The 17,279-nt window shown below is 46.9% G+C and carries 10 protein-coding genes; 7 read left to right on the forward strand and 3 right to left on the reverse strand.

Annotated features, from left to right (window positions below; genetic code table 11):
• Positions 1 to 80 precede the first annotated feature (80 nt).
• Both AELLOGFF_RS03625 and AELLOGFF_RS03630 read right to left on the reverse strand, forming a co-directional pair.
• Positions 81 to 2,348, reverse strand: coding sequence for a TonB-dependent receptor (locus AELLOGFF_RS03625; RefSeq protein ID WP_159267392.1), 2,268 nt, complete (start codon positions 2,346 to 2,348; stop codon positions 81 to 83).
• Positions 2,349 to 3,254: 906 nt separating this feature from the next.
• Positions 3,255 to 3,881, reverse strand: a complete 627-nt coding sequence (locus tag AELLOGFF_RS03630; RefSeq protein WP_159267393.1) for a TetR/AcrR family transcriptional regulator — start codon at positions 3,879 to 3,881, stop codon at positions 3,255 to 3,257.
• A 1,200-nt stretch (positions 3,882 to 5,081) separates the two neighbouring features.
• Here AELLOGFF_RS03630 and AELLOGFF_RS03635 point away from each other — a divergent pair.
• From AELLOGFF_RS03635 to AELLOGFF_RS03660, 6 genes are all read left to right on the forward strand, one after another.
• A complete protein-coding gene (locus AELLOGFF_RS03635; RefSeq protein WP_159267394.1) occupies positions 5,082 to 6,011 on the forward strand; it encodes an SDR family NAD(P)-dependent oxidoreductase in 930 nt (309 codons plus the stop codon).
• 81 nt (positions 6,012 to 6,092) lie between these two features.
• On the forward strand, positions 6,093 to 9,662 hold the full coding sequence (locus AELLOGFF_RS03640) for a thioester reductase domain-containing protein (protein ID WP_159267395.1): 3,570 nt from the start codon (positions 6,093 to 6,095) through the stop codon (positions 9,660 to 9,662).
• Between the two features lie 38 nt (positions 9,663 to 9,700).
• On the forward strand, positions 9,701 to 11,026 hold the full coding sequence (locus tag AELLOGFF_RS03645) for a spinster family MFS transporter (protein WP_159267396.1): 1,326 nt from the start codon (positions 9,701 to 9,703) through the stop codon (positions 11,024 to 11,026).
• 91 nt (positions 11,027 to 11,117) lie between these two features.
• A complete protein-coding gene (locus AELLOGFF_RS03650) occupies positions 11,118 to 13,505 on the forward strand; it encodes an acyl-CoA dehydrogenase family protein (RefSeq protein ID WP_159267397.1) in 2,388 nt (795 codons plus the stop codon).
• 24 nt (positions 13,506 to 13,529) lie between these two features.
• Positions 13,530 to 14,432, forward strand: a complete 903-nt coding sequence (locus AELLOGFF_RS03655; RefSeq protein WP_159267398.1) for an oxidoreductase — start codon at positions 13,530 to 13,532, stop codon at positions 14,430 to 14,432.
• A gap of 17 nt (positions 14,433 to 14,449) precedes the next feature.
• Positions 14,450 to 14,872: a PaaI family thioesterase gene (locus tag AELLOGFF_RS03660; protein ID WP_159267399.1), complete on the forward strand. Its 423-nt coding sequence runs from the start codon at positions 14,450 to 14,452 to the stop codon at positions 14,870 to 14,872.
• 20 nt (positions 14,873 to 14,892) lie between these two features.
• Here the strand turns inward: AELLOGFF_RS03660 and AELLOGFF_RS03665 are convergent, their stop codons facing one another.
• On the reverse strand, positions 14,893 to 15,900 hold the full coding sequence (locus AELLOGFF_RS03665) for an AraC family transcriptional regulator (protein ID WP_159267400.1): 1,008 nt from the start codon (positions 15,898 to 15,900) through the stop codon (positions 14,893 to 14,895).
• A 166-nt stretch (positions 15,901 to 16,066) separates the two neighbouring features.
• Here AELLOGFF_RS03665 and AELLOGFF_RS03670 point away from each other — a divergent pair, with 166 nt between their 5' ends.
• Positions 16,067 to 17,275, forward strand: coding sequence for an acetyl-CoA C-acetyltransferase (locus tag AELLOGFF_RS03670; RefSeq protein WP_159267401.1), 1,209 nt, complete (start codon positions 16,067 to 16,069; stop codon positions 17,273 to 17,275).
• The last annotated feature ends 4 nt before the right edge of the window (positions 17,276 to 17,279 follow it).

The raw sequence follows: 17,279 nt of genomic DNA on the forward strand, positions 1-17,279 counted from the left end.
GACCGGCCATAAAAAACCCGGGGATTTCCCGGGTTTTTTTCAAGCAGTAAATGAACTAACGCTTTCTAAAGATTAAATAATTAGAAAGAGTACTGAGCATTAAGACCAAAGGTGCGTGGACTCCCTAAGTAGCTATTGATAGAGCCTGATTGCAAAGGCGCTGCAAAATGTATTGTCACATAGGTTTCGTCGGTCAGGTTTTGAACAAAGGCACCAACTTTCCAACCAGAGTTGGTCGATGCTAGCGACATGGTTCCGTTTACTATGGTAACGGCGTCTTGTTTCAGATTGAGGCTACTGCCAGTAAACATGTCTCCTGTATAAACGGCCTCAATTCTACCTTTCAGATCGAGCTCAGATGTGACTGGAAAATCTGCCGCAAGTGCAAGGTTTGCTGCAACTTCTGGTGCGAGGGCAAATCGGCGTCCGGCTATACTTCCCATAACCTCATCGTCGCTGTAGTGGGCCTCTGGCAGCCAAGTAGCGGCGGCTGAAACCGTCCAGAAACGTCCGAGCTGAAACAATTGCTCTATTTCAAGCCCATAACTTTCAGCTGAAGGCGCATTGTCAATCGTAAAGGCAAGCCCGGAGAACTGTCCAATTTGTAGGTCTGTAATGTCAGTGTAGAATGCTGCCATATTGGTTCTTGCGGCACCGTCTAGCCAGTCGGATTTGAGGCCAATTTCATAAGCATCGGTGGTTTCTGATCCAAATTCTGGATCGCTTAGAGAGCCTGGTGAACCGAGTATGACGCTGCCTGGGGTCCCTCCAGCGCTGGAGTCAACGCCAATACCACCTGCTTTATAACCTCGGTTGTAGGATGCATACATCATCGCATCGTCAGAAAGTTGATATTTCAAAGTAATGGTGCCGCTCACTGAGCTGTCATCAAAACTCTGGTCGTATTCAATGCCCGGCATACTTCCCGCTAACGCAAGAGGGTCAAATAAAGAATCTCGGAAGTAAGGGTTCTGAAATGAGCCGTCTTTCTCGTCTTCAGAGTAGCGTGCGCCCAGGATCAAATTCAACCTATCACTGAGAGTAAAGTCCCACTGGGTAAAAATTGCAGCGCTATTGGCAGTAGAGGCCATGTCTTCAAGTGAGAACAGGCCTGGGGCAGCATTAGCGAGGCCGCTGACTCCAAAGACCGCGTCCCAGTATGTTTGGGCCTGTTGCCCCCAATAGAGCTCCCTGCCATAGGTCAGATCTTCATCTGAATAATACGCGCCAACAACATACTCGGCTTGGATATCGCCTTCGAGGCTCCCAGTGAATGATAGTTCAGCGGAGAAGAACTCCGACTTTAACGATTCGCCTTTAGGAAGTATATCTGCGCCGCTGAAGTCAGAATCAGACAGAGATTGTTCGGTATCGAATACACGTCCAGCACTTATGAACTTCAGTGTACCTGCGTCCAATTCTGTTTCTAGATAAAACCCAAGGCCATAATCTTTAGTGCTAGTTTCCGTTTCAAAATTCATGGACACTTCGCGATCGGATAACTTACTAGAGGGCAAGCTAAGACCATTTGCAAGCGTTAATGAATTAATTAAAGGCCTTAAAGGGCCGTCAATAAATTCAGAAGTTCCGTAGCAGCAGTCGTTATCTTGGTTGGAATAGTCTGCGATAACACGTACTTCGGTAGTATCCGAAATGTTAACTAACAGTTGCGCTTTGACGCCGACACTGTCTTCATAATTTACTGTACCACCGTTGGGATCATCATAGTATCCATCGCGGCTTGTCTTCACTGCAGCCACTCGCAATGCAGCCTGATCGCCAATAGGCGTATTAATTGCACCGCGTATGAGTTGCTTATCGTAATTGCCAAGTTCAATGCCAACAAAGCCGGACATTTCTTCTACATCTGGCCTTGTGCTGTCGAGTAAAAGAGCACCTGCCGAAGTATTTTTGCCAAACAGTGTGCCCTGTGGTCCGCGTAGTACTTGAAGTTGCTCAATGTCTAAAAATTGAGCCAGCGCTGCCCCTGCGCGCGAGCGATAGACGCCATCAATGAATACGCCCACAGCGCCTTCAAATACCCGTGCGGTACCGGTTGTGCCTACACCTCGTATTTGCAAATTTGCGGAAGTCCCTGCGTTACTGGCATTGCGAAACGAAATACTTGGTGAGATAGCATTAATATTTTCAACATTAAATACTTGAGAGTCTTGGAGTTGGTTACTGTTTACAGAGGTCACCGCTAGAGCAACGTCCTGTTGGTTTTCTGCGCGTCTCTGGGCTGTAACTACAACTTCTTCAAGCGATTGAGCCACGGCGAGTTGTGAACTGCAGAGTACTGCGGTTACCGCTGCAGATAAAACCGTTACACGGAAGGTGTTGTTCATTGTTTTGGTATCCAGTTGGGATTAGTTATTTTTTTGGCGCTTTCAGGGGCTTATTTCCAGGGTGGAATGTCCTCTTACGCCAGTTCATGATAACGCGAGGGCTCGGTTGTTAGCGTACGATTGCGGGTCAAGCTGTATCGAATATGGGCCAAATAGCTATGTCTAAATTATAAGATTTTGAGTCGATATTGGTTGATCGTTATGCGCTATGGTCGCCATTGGCTATGTACATATCTCATCTGCAAATACAGGAAAAAGTGCAGCATCGTATGACTTTGGATTTTTATTACTGTACAGGGAGGGATGCATTAAGTTCTCTATATTGATCTATTGAGTTTACGTTTAGTGCCCTGAATACAGCGTTATTCAAATGAGTAATGTCTTAATGATTATGTTATGAGGTGCTTGTTCGGAGTATTAATTCTAGGTGCCGAGACGATGATTTTTACTAGCAAGTTTTACTGCGGGGATAGAGTTCCACCGTCTCAATTTAGTCAATTCAAGCTCAGCCGATAAATGTAAAAAGAGCCAGGGATAATGATAAGGCGTCTATCTGATGTTGCTTTTTATGTTGCGGCTATGTCAATGCAACCCCTGTTGTTAAGCGAAAAGGAAGAAGCTTGCATTAGCAATAAACGCAGTTGGGTTATAAAGGTGATACCACTTTGCGGCCAGTAGCGGGAAGCCTCCGGCCCGACTGGGATGCGCTCGTGATAGAGCTACAGCCCCTAAGCCCTAAGTTGTTGTGGAGAGATGGGGTGTTTATAGAGACTGAAGATGTGTGAGAGACTTGTTTGAAACCTGAATACCGTCTCAAAAAGCATGCGGATATGAGCTGTTTTCGAAATAATGCTAAGACTCAATAAAATCGTGATTGACCAGAATTCTTATAAAAATGAAGAAGTTTTATTCTGCAGCGAGAGTTATGGCGCAGGTCGTATTAATCATTTTTAGTGCGGCATCCATATCGATAATCTCTCCCTCAATCAAATACTGGGTGCCTATGCCTCTAATCATGGCTGTAAATAAAAGGGAAAATGATTCTAAGTCAACATTTGCTTTTATATATCCTTGCTCTTGAGATGGATGCAGTAAATCGATAAGAAATTGACGCATCTTTTTGTCGTTTTCACGAACTGTGGGTTTTAGTCCCGGATGGGAAGTAATACAGCTTGCTCTTAAATTGCTTTGGGCAAGAATAAGCGAAGACCCCGTCTTTATCGAATTAAAATAGGTTTTGGCAATTATGTTGAGAGACGCTAAAAAATTAGACGGACTCTCATCAATAGGAGAGGTAATAAGCTGTTCCCAGCGCTCGGCTATTTTCTGTGTGGTTAGCTGGAGTAGTTTATCTTTTGATCCGAAGCGATGATTAACAAGGCCTGGGCTAACACCGGCTTCTTTACCGAGGTGGGCAAGCGTCATTTTGCTAGGGCCGTCTCTTGCGATCAATGTGATGGCAGCCTTATGCATTGCTTTATCACTTGCTTCAATGCGTTCTGCTTGTGTGCGGCGCTTACCAGCTGCGGCCATAAAAATCTCCATCTTCAATCTATGTTAAATAGGTCTGTAGTATAACCGATTGCAGATGTTGTAGGAGTGTGTACAGGTCTTAAGATGCTTATCCCTATACGAGAATCATTGTCCTAGGCGGTGTTTTTGCCTTAAAAAGCGCTTTATTTTAGGTGTTTGAGTAAAAATGCGTTTAGCTCAGCGTAGCGCTCCTTAGGCTCCGGGGAAGCCCAAACTTTAATATTATAGTCAGCGTGCGACTGCTCCTCAAAAGCGTGCAGGCCGGCTTCAACGATCGCTCTGCGAAGCTTTCTGTGAGTGAGGTATCGCTTAGTAGTAGGTCTCGCGTTGCTGAAATTAAGCAACTGAGCGGCAAGTTTTCAAATTGACCGAGCAGCGGAGAAACATAGGCTCTCTGCTCTCTCGGGTAGAGATCTTCGTGGACTATCTTCAGGACGCCATATCAGGAAATTAACGATCGGTCGTTACCTTCATTGTTGTACTGGCTGTCGTCGCTCTATGGCTGTCTCCGTTGGGGGGCAGCCATAGAGAGCGTCGGGCAGCTCTAAACTAATGCCTTTAAGCTTTTGTGTTGAAGCCGGTGTCAATCCGCCACCTGCAGGCATTCCCCCTAAGGTTATTGAGTCAGCCGAGCGAGACCCTAGTAAATGTCCCATGAAGTTATCACGTTCTTAAGCCCATCTGGAGTGCGGTGTTTGAGGGGGTATGTGATAGTCGACAGCCACCATATAAATGTTGGCGCGTACGGCTATTAATACCGCCTCCATATTGTCCGATATCCCAGCGCTATTAAGCTCAGCAACTTTTTCTATTAGCTGACTGGCGACGACAGGAAGCTGAGTCCTACTGTTCGCGAAAAGTCTTCGGGTGTGATCCCACCGTGACCCGTGTGAGCGCAATCAGTGAAATACAAGCAATGGCTAGCCAGGTTTTATTAGCATTGTTGTTCAGGTTGTTTGTAGTCATTTTTGTTATCTCAGGCGAGGCGGCGCCTATCCGTAGTTATTTTCTCAAGGTGGTGCGCTGTGTATATGAGGGCTTATGGCGTGGAGGGGGAGTTTATATTTGAAATATATACTATATGATCATTTAATATCTTATTGTATGCTCGTTTAATAGGATGTATGCTTTGCTATCGAATGAGTGAATAGAAAACTTTAAAAGCCCTACCCTGAAATTGAGATCTGATAGGAAAAGAATATGAGTAAATTTGGATTTGAATCTAGCACCTATGAAGTATTGGCAGGCGTAAACCTTGAGGGTAAGTACGTGGTCGTAACCGGCGGAGGCGCTGGTTTGGGTTTTGAGACCGCTCGTGCCCTGGGAAGCAAGGGTGCGCATGTGGTGCTAGTGGGTCGAAATGCTGAAAAGTTAGAAATGGCAAAGATGAGCTTAATGCTTATGGGGCAGACTAAGGTTGATAGCGAGCTCATGGATTTAAATGATCTAGACAGCATTAGAGTGGCGGCAAAAACCCTCCAGCAACGCTATCCCAAAATTGATATTTTAGTTAACAACGCAGGTATTATGGCTTGTCCTCTAAGCCGCACTAAGCAAGGTTTTGAAAGTCAATTTGGTACCAACCATCTCGCCCACTTTTTGTTTACATGTCTGCTGGCGCCTTCGTTGATAGCTGCTGATTCTGCTCGGGTAGTTAATCTGAGTTCTTCTGGCCACCATTTAGGTATGGTCAATTTCGAAGACCCTAATTACGAATCTAGCCCATACAATAAGTGGGTTGCCTATGGTGCGTCTAAAACGTCCAATGCTTTATTCGCGGTCGGGCTCAATGCGCGTTTGGCATCAATGGGTGTCAGCTCCTATGGTGTTCACCCCGGTATGATTAAAACAGATCTCGGCCGTCACTTAGAGCCGGAAGATATTGCCGATTTATCAAGCCCCCCAGAGCCCTATAAAGCAGTACCCCAAGGCGCTGCAACCAGTGTATGGGCGGCTACAGCACCAGATCTGGCTGACAAGGGTGGGAGCTTTTTGGCAAATTGCCAAGTGGCGGAAATCAATGATGGCCCTAAACCTTTCGGTGTAAAGACCTACGCAACTTCAGTGGAAAATGCAGATAAACTTTGGGAAATTTCGGAAGCGTTAGTAGGAAATAAATTTTCTTGGTAAGCGTCCTATCTAGTTGCGCGTTCTAAAAAATATGGCGTCATTTTTACGACTAAGCCCCATAAATATAGAAAGAGAATACCCATGGCTCACGAATTTGAAACAATAAAAAACAGTATAGAACGCTACGAAGCCAGATTGCGTCACTTGCTGAGTACTGATGAACAATTACGCAATATCATGCCTTTGCCCGAGGTGACTGAGGCGGCAAACGCAGAGGGTTTGACTGCCGTTGAGCGTATTGACGAAATTTTAAATGGTTATGCGAACCGAGAAGCCTTGGGGATGCGTGATTATACATTGGTTCAAGATGTTTCAGGGCGGCAGGTAAAAGAGTATCTACCAGCGTTTTCAACAATCACTTACGCCGAATTTAGAGATGGTGTTAAAGCTATCGCCAATGCATGGAGGCATGAGCCCGGCATTGTGGTGGCGAGTGATGAGTTCGTGGCCATTATTGGTTTTACCAGTACTGATTTTTTCATGCTGGATTTAGCTTGTATTTATGCCCAGGCGGTCAGTGTGCCTTTGCAAAGTGCGACATCAGGCGCTGACCTAGATGAGATATTTGTCAACGTGAACCCCGCGGCGCTGGCAGCAACTATCGATGACTTGGTCGTTGCTGCTAAGCATGCAGTGATCCACGGCAGTATACGTACGCTAATTGCTTTCGATTGCGATCTGAGAGCGGATTACGATAAAGAACAAATGCAAGAAGCCAATGCTATTTTGGAGCAGGGAGGGGTAGATACTCGTCTAATTACAGTAGATGAGCTCAAAGAGCTCGGCAGTAAGTATGAATGGGAATACATGCCTGCGCACGCAGATGGCGATGATCGGTTGTCATTGATTCTGCACTCGTCTGGATCCACAGGTAAGCCCAAAGGTGCAATGCTTACGGATAAAATGCAAGCACAGCACTGGACTCCCACTGCACAAGACAAGACGCCGGGTGTGGGTGTCACTTTTGGTCCTTTAAACCACGGCATGGGTAGGAATTACTCTTATACGCTGTTGCGTAAAGGCGGTGTGGTTTATTCAACGCTGAAGTCGGATATGTCGACACTGTTCGATGATATTCGCATAGCGCGGCCGACTCACTTATCTATCTTTCCCCGCGTGCTTGAATTGGTTTATCAGTACTTCCAGAATGAAGTTACCAGCCTCAAAGCTAAGGGCGTAGAGCAGCAGGCGGCAGAATCTCAAGTGATCGAGAATATGCGATACACCTTTTTAGGTGACCGTTTGATGTCCAGTGTTTATGGCTCCGCGCCAACATCACCTAAAGTCGTTAAGTTTATGAGCGATTGCTTTTTGACTTATATGGTCGAAGGTTACGCCAACACCGAAACTGGGGCGGGCTCTATCGCCGCAGATGGCTATATCAATAAAGACACCGTATTGGATTACAAGCTCGTCGATGTGCCAGAGCTAGGTTATTACAGTGCCGATAAACCTAACCCACGTGGCGAGTTAGTTTTTAAAGGTCGCTGGCAGATTAAAGGCTATTACAAAGACTCAGAGGCCACTGCGGGCTTGTTGGATGAGGACGGTTATATTCAAACCGGTGATATCGTTGAATTGATTGGCCCAGATCGCATAAAAATTATTGATCGTCGCAAAGACGTTATCAAATTATCTCAGGCTGAATATGTCGCAGTTGGGCCGTTGGGCACTGTGTTTGAATCCGGAAGCCCAGTTATTAAGCAGATATTTATTGACGGCAGTTCATTGCGCTCCTACTTATTGGCAGTTGTCGTCCCCGACTTAGAGAATGTAGCGAGTGCCTTGGGTAAAAATTATACGGAAGATGAGTTGCGGTATTTAATCCGCTCCGAAATGCTCCGAGTTGGGGAAGAGCGAGAACTTAAGAGCTTTGAAATCCCCCGCGATTTTATTATCGAACTGAATGAGTTCAGTCAGGAAAATGGCCTGTTATCCAGTGTGCGAAAACGCCTGCGTCCGGCGCTAAAAGCGAAGTACGGTAAGTGCATGGAAGAAATATATCTGGCTCATGAAGAGCAGCAAAATCAAGCCTACGAGTCTTTGAAAGACCCCAGCTCAACACTGTCTGTTGAAGAGAAATTGCTGCGCTTAGCTGAGCTTACCTTAAGTGCAGATCCTGCTGATGATCTATTGGATAAGACCTTTAGCGAGCTGGGTGGCGATTCACTCGGCGCGGTAACTTTTTCTCTCGATATAGAAAATATTTTAGGCGTTAAGTTAGCGGCTGATAGCGTGCTAAGCCCAACGGGCTGTATTCGCAAATGGGCCAAAGAAATTGAGGCTACATTGTCGGGTGTGGGCTCCCTCCATACACACCAGACAAGCTTTGCAAGCGTCCATGGCGAAGGCGCAACGGAGATTCATGGCTCCGACCTGGTTATTTCAAAGTTTATTGATGCAGACACTTTGCAGCAGGTCAAATCAGTACAAGCCGTTGTCGATGATGAGCGCGTAGTATTTATCACCGGCGCCAATGGTTTTATGGGCCGCCATGCCTGCCTACAGTGGATGGAACGCTTGGCGCCTGTTGGCGGCAAAGTAATTTCTATTGTCCGCGCCCGCAGTAATGAAGAAGCCCGAGAGCGTGTTGATGCCGGCTTTATGGGTATTGATGCTGAACTTGAAAAACATTACCAGGCCTTAGCCGCTAAGCACTTGGAAGTACTGGCTGGTGACGTGGGTGAATTTAAACTGGGCTTGTCTGATGAGGATTTTAATCGCATCAGCGAAGAGGCCGATCGAGTGTGTCATATCGCAGCACTGGTTAACCACCGCTTAAGCTATGAGCATTTGTTTGGGCCCAACGTTGCCGGCACAGCAGAGATTGTGCGCTTGGCGGTGACGTCAAAAATTAAACCCATCGACTTTATCTCGTCGGAAGGTACGCTGCGGCTGATGGATCTTAGTACCGGCGATCCTGAGTCAGCGCTGCCCTTGCCGACGGTTCCGATCGATGGTGATGTTTACGCACAGGGCTACGCCGCCACTAAATGGGCTGGTGAACATATGCTACGCCAGGTGCATCGTGATTACGGCGTGCCGGTGAATATCCTGCGCGGTAATATGATGCTGCCACACCAGAGCTATATCGGTCAGATCAATCACACCGATATGTTCGGGCGCTTGTTGTACAGTGTGATAGCAACAGGCCTAGCTCCGGAGTCGTTCTACGTCAAAGCAGAGGACGGAAGTAAACTGTCTGCACATTATGACGGTAGCCCAGTCGATATTGTGGCAGCCTCGGTTGTTGCTAACGCTAACTTCAATCACCGTGACTGTGTCGCTGTCAATATGACGAATTATCACGTTGATGATGGCTGTTCACTCGATAGTTTTGTCGATGCGATCGAAACAGCTGGCTATGACATCAGTCGAGTTGCAGATCATGCTGATTGGCGTAGTCGTTTCGAAGAAAAACTAAATAATCTCACCGAAGAGCAAAAGCAGCGCTCTGCCAAAGAGGTTATGGGAGCCTATGCGGCTCCGCGCCCTACGGAAGACCTGAGCCATGCTGCGACTAACTACAAGAAGATAGTACCTACTTTAAGTACTGGGCCTGAGCTTCCTCATCTTGATGAAAAATACATTCACAAATGTTTAGAAGATCTAAAGGAGCTGGGTTTTATCGATGATGAAGGGGTCTTATAGACCTCTTGTATTTAGCCTTAATGAAATGAGAATAAAAAATGTCAGAAGCCAAAAGTACAAAGATAGAGGAACAAGAGCCACCGCCGATTCCACAACAGGATAAGGTCGATCATGGTCTTTACCGCTGGTATGTTCTAGGTGTGCTAGTGCTTGTTTATGCATTTAGCTATATGGATAGGCAGATTGTGTCTATCTTGTTAGAAGATCTGCGTGACGAGTTTGCTATGACAGATACCCAGTTAGGTTTGCTTTCTGGTCTGGCATTTGTACTGTTTTATGCAACGCTCGGAGTACCCATTGCAAGACTGGCGGATCGCAGTAATCGAGTCAGGATAGTCGCGATTGCGGTTAGTGTTTGGAGTGCTATGACGGCGGTATGCGGTTTAGCGGGATCGTTTTGGCATCTTTTTTTGGCCAGAGTAGGTGTCGGTGTTGGCGAGGCGGGTGGAGGCCCGCCATCACTGGCTATTGTTTCTGATTACTTTGCTCCCAAAGAGCGAGCTTTTGCCACGTCCATCTATGCAATGGGGCCTACCATCGGCAGCTTTATCGGCTTGGCTGCGGGAGGCTGGGTAGCTCAGGAGTACGGTTGGCGTTGGGCTTTCTTGGGTATGGGGCTGCCAGGCATCGCACTGGGTTTAATTCTATACACCACTGTGCGCGAGCCAGTGCGAGGGGGGCTTGACCCCGTTGTTACCGACCCAAAACAAGAACAAGAAAGTTTTTTTAATACGGTGAAGGCGCTGATTCGCAATCGATTGTGGTTGTGGGTCACGCTGGGGCAAGCATTTGCGGTATTTGTTGGTTACGGTTTTTCGTCGTGGAAGCCCTCGTTTTATCTGCGCAAGTTCGATCTCACGCAGGCCGAAGTCGGCAGCCTGCTGGGTATTATGGGCTTGCTTGTAGGGGTGCCAAGTTTACTCGCGGGGGGATTCATTGGTGACCGAATTATTGCACGGTCTCGAAAATTGGCTGTACGTTGCATTGGTTACTCGGTACTTCTAGTCATTCCGTTTTATGCTACATCTTTAGTGTTAGACAGCTGGATTGCGACTACCCTGTTATTAGGTGTTGGCCTGATGTTCTATCAAATTGGTTATGGTACATCAGTCTCAATATCTCTATCAGCGGTGGCTCCGAGTCAAAGGGCCTTGGCGATGTCATTTGGGTTTCTTTTAGCGAACCTGTTGGGTCTTGGTTTGGGTCCACTTTTAATTGGGGTGATTAGTGATGCTGCTAGCGGTATTTTTGGTGAGGACTCGTTGGCGTTTTCACTCGGTATTTGCTTGTTCAGTATGGTTATATCTTTTGTTTTTTACTGGGTCGCAGGAAGCGAGATAGCTCGCCAGAAATCTGCTATCTAAACTCAGCATGGTTTTTATAGTGAAATTGCCCTGTTACTAACTAAGGAGGCTTACGGGCTCCTCTCTTAATTTTGAATTGGTGTTATTAGATATGTCTTTTGATAGCGTGGCATTAGAAGAATTTAGACGTGAGGTTTCGTTATTTTTAGACGAAGAAATTACACCGATAATCAAAGAGGCGGGCAGAAAAATAACCAGTATGTTTTCACCTTTTGATGAAGCCTTAGCTTTTCAAAAGCTATTACATAAAAAAAAGGGCTGGGCCGGCGTATCTTGGCCGCTGGAATACGGTGGCACAGGCTGGGGTGTTGAACAGCAAGTTATTTTCCATGAGGCCTGTCGAGAGCGCGAGTTGCCCTTTTTATTGCCAAATGCACTTCAGATGGTTGGGCCAGCAATTATGCGTTTTGGCAGCGACCAACAGAAACAGCGATTTTTGCCGGAAATTCTACGGGGTGATGCCTACTGGACGCAAGGTTATTCAGAGCCTGGTGCGGGCTCTGATTTAGTCTCTTTGCAATGCCGAGCAGTGCGTGACGGTGATGATTACATTATTAACGGCAGTAAAATTTGGACTACCTTGGCGCATCGCTCCAATCGAATGTTCATGCTTGTTAAGACCGATGTAGAGTGTAAGCCTCAGCGTGGAATCACCTTTTTGTTGCTCGATCGAACTGACTTTCCCGGCATGGAGGTTCGCCCAATTATTGGCTTGGATGGCTGCCCAGAGCAGTGTGAAGTGTTCTTTGATAATGTCAGGGTACCGGTCTCTAGCCGTTTGGGCGAAGAGAATGAGGGCTGGTCAGTTGCCAAGTACTTACTAGAACATGAGCGCGGCGGTTCTGCAGGAACTGGTACATTAATTCTGAAAGCTCTAGAGCATATTAAGTCTATGGCTGCGACTCTTGGCGATGGCTTTGGTGGAAGCTTGTATGACGACGGCGCCTTTCAAGCTCGCCTTGCCGCACTTTATCTTGAGGCCAAAAGCGTATCCGCCGTAGAAGAAAAAATGTTTTCACTGGATATGGGCGGCGCTGAGTCTGGTCCCTTTAGCTCGCTGGTTAAGGTGGTATGGACAGAATGTTTGCAGCGCGTGTGCACTTTTTCGGTCGATGTATGCGGCAGCTTAGTACTACCATTACAGTTAGAGGCATTGGAGGTTGGTAGCGACGTCGAGGCGATAGGTGATCCGGCAATGCTGATCGTCATGCCAAGATACCTCAATAATCAAGCCTGCAGTATTTATGGCGGCAGTAATGAAATTCAACGTCAGATTATAGCCAAAGCGGTGTTGTCAGGTTTGACCCTGAGCCGAAGCAAAAACCCAATAGGTCATGCTGCGTCGCCATTTTCTGAAGACCAAATGCAATTGCTAAATGACAGTATGGATCGCTTTTTTGCGGACAACTACGATTTTGATTTTCGTCAGAAAACTGTCAAATCAGAGTTGGGCTATTCTCAAGACCACTGGCGTCAATACGCGGAATTTGGCTGGTTGGGAATTCCCTTCGATGAGTCCTTAGATGGCTTTGGCGGCAGTCTATTAGACACACTTTACTTGGCAAATACCTTTGGTGATGTACTCGCTCTGGAGCCCTACTTGAGCGCCGTGGTATTGGCGGGTGGGGTGATTGCGTCGGGGTCTAATGAGTTAATTAAATCGCGTGTTATTCCAGAGATTATTTCGGGGGAGGCGATTGCCGCATTAGCTTATGAAGAAAAACTTTCTCGAGGTAATCCCTGTTACCTCGGCACCACAGCTTCTGAAGTCGCTGATGGTTTCCATTTACGTGGTGAGAAAGTGACTGTACTCAATGCGCAGCAAGCTCGCTACTTGGTGGTGTCCGCTCGAACGGCAGGTGCTATTGATGACCGTAATGGAGTAAGCCTGTTTTTAGTTGATTTGCACGAGACTCCTCTGCCAATCGTCGCTTATTCTATGGTTGATGGTCATCGCGCGGCTAATATCGTGTTTGATGTAGTGGTAGCTAAAGAGAATGTAATCGCTGGTGGTAGAGAAGGTTTTAGCCTTCTAAATAAAGCCTTAAATGACGGTATTTTATATTCAGCGGCTGAGTCGCTTTCGGCAATTAAAACCCTGCTTACTGATACGGTTAGCTACACCACTGAACGTAAGCAGTTCGGTATGCCGTTAGCGAGCTTTCAAACCTTAAATCATAAGATGGCCGATATGTTTATCAGCTACCAACAGCTCGATAGCTTATATGAACAAACAGTCAATATGTATACGCAAACTGGCAGTGTGAGTAGTGAGCAAATTTCTCTACTCAAAGCCCAACTGGGTGTATCTGGCCGCTTTGTCGGTGAGGCAGCCATTCATTTACACGGCGGTATGGGCATGACTGACGAGCTCAGAGTGGGTCATTACTTTAAACGTTTGGTGGTGAATAATGCTGTGTTTGGCAATACGGATTTTCATTACAAGCGACTTTGGCGTGAAGTAGATGCTGTGGCATAACGATCAATAATAAATGGAGACTATATGAGCACTAGATTCACAGCTGACAATGTGCCAGATATGAGCGCGAAAACCGTAGTCATAACCGGCGCCAATACCGGCTTAGGGTTTGAGACAGCAAAGGTACTTGCAGGACGTGGCGCCAATGTCGTTATTGCCTGTCGTTCACAGCTGAAAGCCGACAAGGCAATGGCTTTAATTCGTGAAACGCACCGCGATGCTAAGCTCAGTTCGGTAGCGCTCGATCTTGGCTCTTTAGCTTCTATTAAGGCCGCAGCCAAAAACATTAATGCCTTGCCGAGCTTGGACATACTGATTAATAACGCCGGTATTATGATTCCGCCCTATGAGCTAACCGTTGATGGCTTTGAGTCGCAGTTTGGGGTTAACCACTTAGGGCCATTTGCGCTAACAGGGTTATTACTCGATAAATTAAATACAAGTCCTGGGGGGCGTATTGTAAATACAAGTAGTCTTGCTGCGAACAATGGCAAATTCTTATTTGATGATGTAAATGCTGAGCTAGGCTATGACGCGATGAAGCGCTATAGCATGAGTAAACTGACCAACGGGGTATTTTCGAAAGAGCTGGATAAACGCCTGAAAGCCGCTGGCTCTAGGTGTGTATCCATCGCCTGTCATCCGGGTATAGCCACTACCGACCTGTCACGGCATTTTCCGTGGTGGGTAATGCTGGGTGCGCCATTTATTTCGCTATTATGTAACTCTCCGGCCCAGGGTGCGTGGCCGACCTTGATGGCGGCAACCGATGTGACTTTGAGAGGAGGGGAATATTGCGGACCCTCAAAGCGTCAGCAAATGGCGGGCCCTGCCAAATTGTTGAGCTTGGCCAGCTATGATCAAGTAGAGGCGGACAGGCTTTGGGCTATCTCCGTGGAAATGACGGGTGTTAATTATCTAAGTTGAAGGCGAATTAAAAAAAGATGAGAGATATAAAAGAAATTATTGATGAGCTTAACCGTGACCAGTTACCATTTTTGATTATGTTGGGCGCCAAGGTTATTAGTTTGGATCCAGAGCGACAAAGCTGCAAAATGGAATTTAATGTGAGTACAGATCTTTGCCACTCTGTTGATGTGATACAGGGAGGTTTTGTAACCGCCATGCTAGATGCGGTTATGAGCCATGGGTTAATTGGCTTAAGTGAGGATATTGTTAATGTTTCGTCGCTGGAAATAAAAACCACTTACTTAGAGCCAAGTCGAGCTGGGAAAATAATAGCCGAAGGGAAAATTATTAAAACGGGGTATAAATTAGCCTTTATGGAAGGACGGCTCTATAACGCCGAAGGTGATCTTACGGCTACAGCATCGACCGTTGGAAAACTAGCTCGTAAGTCGGTATAGACAGGGGTGGGCTCGCCATTTTACAAGTTTCGGTAAACAAGCGGCGTTACATTCGCCCAGCGTTTAAAGGATTTGATAAAGGAGCTGGCCTCTGAGAAACCTAGTCTTAGCGCGATTTCCTCAATACTTAACTGAGATTGCTTAATGTAGTACATCGCTACATCTCTGCGGGTATCATCCTTTATCTGCATAAAGGTATTTCCCTCTTTTTTAATTCGCCGCCGCAGCGTTTGTTCGGTCAAACCTAAATGCTTGGCTGCGTCTTCAAGTAGAGGTAAACCGGTACCCTCTCTAAACAGCTTCTCCATCCATAAACGCACACTAATCGATGCCGTATTGCTGTGCCGAGTCTGATTTAATATATAACTAAGGTGTTGATCCACTAATTCACTGAGTTCATCGCGGGCACGTAAATTAGTCTGCTCTAAGGTCTTGCGGCTGAAATAAATGGCATTTTTTTTCTGGCCGTAATGTATGGGCGCGCCATAAAAAACAAAGCGGTGTTCATCACTGTAAGATGGCGCCTCGAAAGCTAAGTCAACGCGCTCTATGGGCAAAAACTCATTAGCGAGCCAGCAATGAAAGCGATGGCAGCTTGAGATTAAGCATTCAATGACATAGTTGTCGTGTACACCATTTGCTTTTTTGCACTTAAAGGCAATATAGCCACCGTTTTTGTTAAATAGCATATGCGACGATGAGCTAGTATTCAGCCAATTGGTTAAATCTCGCCATGTCTTTAAGGATTCCAGTACATTCTCGCAACTCAGAGACGCCTTTGCCATTAAGGAAAATGTTCCTCTAGGTGTCGGTTTTGCCAGTAAGCCCCATGTCTCATCCTTTAAAAGTTCGATGAGTGCTTGTGATAGGCCCGCAAACGCTGATGTCGATATTCTTAGGCGAGGGTTACTCAGCATTTGTGGCGGCAAGCCCTGAGCTTTAAGTATCTCCTCTGGGTCATACCCAGCAATAATAGCGCCACGTAGCGCAGATTTAACATATTCAGGGGAGACGGTAGTAGCTTGCATAACAGAAATTTCCGAATAACTTATCTGGTCTGATTTTAGTCAAATTGTAAGCAAATATCGATTTTTTAGATAGACAAGAACATGGTAGTAGGGCGTTTTTTTGTCCACACTGCTGCCACACGATAAAACGCCTTGTCAGGCTGAATAATGTGAAACGAGGAAGACAATGACAAACCACGCTTATATTTACGATGCGGTTCGCACCCCACGCAGCAAGGGCAAAAAAGACGGCTCTTTGCACGAAGTGAAGCCAGTTGATCTTGGCGCTGGCCTACTCAAAGGCCTGCAAGGCCGCCATGACCTAGACACCTCCTATGTTGACGATGTGGTTATAGGCTGTGTGGGTCCTGTTGGCGAACAAGGCTCCGACATCGGCAAAATGATTGTCCAGCGTGCTAACTGGGACGAGTCTGTTGCCGGCGTACAGCTCGACCGTTTTTGTGCATCAGGTTTGGAAGCGGTTAACTTTGCCGCCCAAAAAATTGCCTCTGGCTGGGAAGATCTCGTTGTTGCAGGCGGTGTGGAATCCATGTCTCGGGTGCCGATGGGTTCGAACGGCGGCGCCATGGCCAGCGATCCCTCTTTTCAGTTTGACACCTCTTTTGTACCACAGGGTATTGGCGCTGATGTTATCGCTAACCTAGACGGTTACAGCCGCGAAGATGTTGATGCCTTTGCACTAGAGTCACAGCGCCGCGCCGCGCACGCCCGCGACAACGGCTACTTCGACAAATCAGTATTGCCCGTAAAGGATTTGAACGGTCTGACCATTCTTGAAAGAGATGACTTCATCAAGCCAGACAGTACCATGGAAGGCCTTGCTAAGCTCAAAGCTTCTTTTGAAATGCACGGCAGCATCGGCTTTGATGATGTGATTCTGCGCAAGTACAACACCCTGCTGAAAGTGGAGCACGTACACACGCCAGGCAACTCTTCAGGGATTGTTGATGGCGCCTCTGCGGTGCTGATCGGTAGCGAAAAAGCCGGTAAAGATCTTGGCTTAACACCCCGCGGCCGCATTGTGTCCACTGCCGTGTTATCGACTTGCCCCATCATCATGCTGGCAGGCCCTGGCCCAGCCGCTAAAAAAGCCTTAGAAAAAGCCGGCATGACCACCGCCGACATCGACTTGTGGGAAATCAACGAAGCCTTTGCCTCGGTTGCCATGCGTTATATGAAAGACCTCGACATCAGCCACGACATCACCAACGTTAATGGTGGTGCTATCGCCATGGGTCACCCACTGGGTGCTACCGGCGGTATGTTAGTCAGCACCATGTTAGACGAACTCGAGCGCCGTAATCTCAAGCGCGCCATGTTGTCCCTTTGTGTCGGCGGCGGCATGGGTATTGCCACTATCATCGAGCGTGTGTAACGCG

The sequence above is a fragment of the Zhongshania aliphaticivorans genome (genome assembly GCF_902705875.1).
GTDB lineage: Bacteria > Pseudomonadota > Gammaproteobacteria > Pseudomonadales > Spongiibacteraceae > Spongiibacter > Spongiibacter aliphaticivorans_A.

Excerpts from the sequence above, each read along its gene's own strand:
- AELLOGFF_RS03625 (WP_159267392.1), bottom strand. The coding sequence starts at position 2,348 with ATGAACAACACCTTCCGTGTAACGGTTTTATCTGCAGCGGTAACCGCA.
- AELLOGFF_RS03630 (WP_159267393.1), bottom strand. The coding sequence starts at position 3,881 with ATGGCCGCAGCTGGTAAGCGCCGCACACAAGCAGAACGCATTGAAGCA.
- AELLOGFF_RS03635 (WP_159267394.1), top strand. The coding sequence starts at position 5,082 with ATGAGTAAATTTGGATTTGAATCTAGCACCTATGAAGTATTGGCAGGC.
- AELLOGFF_RS03640 (WP_159267395.1), top strand. The coding sequence starts at position 6,093 with ATGGCTCACGAATTTGAAACAATAAAAAACAGTATAGAACGCTACGAA.
- AELLOGFF_RS03645 (WP_159267396.1), top strand. The coding sequence starts at position 9,701 with ATGTCAGAAGCCAAAAGTACAAAGATAGAGGAACAAGAGCCACCGCCG.
- AELLOGFF_RS03650 (WP_159267397.1), top strand. The coding sequence starts at position 11,118 with ATGTCTTTTGATAGCGTGGCATTAGAAGAATTTAGACGTGAGGTTTCG.
- AELLOGFF_RS03655 (WP_159267398.1), top strand. The coding sequence starts at position 13,530 with ATGAGCACTAGATTCACAGCTGACAATGTGCCAGATATGAGCGCGAAA.
- AELLOGFF_RS03660 (WP_159267399.1), top strand. The coding sequence starts at position 14,450 with ATGAGAGATATAAAAGAAATTATTGATGAGCTTAACCGTGACCAGTTA.
- AELLOGFF_RS03665 (WP_159267400.1), bottom strand. The coding sequence starts at position 15,900 with ATGCAAGCTACTACCGTCTCCCCTGAATATGTTAAATCTGCGCTACGT.
- AELLOGFF_RS03670 (WP_159267401.1), top strand. The coding sequence starts at position 16,067 with ATGACAAACCACGCTTATATTTACGATGCGGTTCGCACCCCACGCAGC.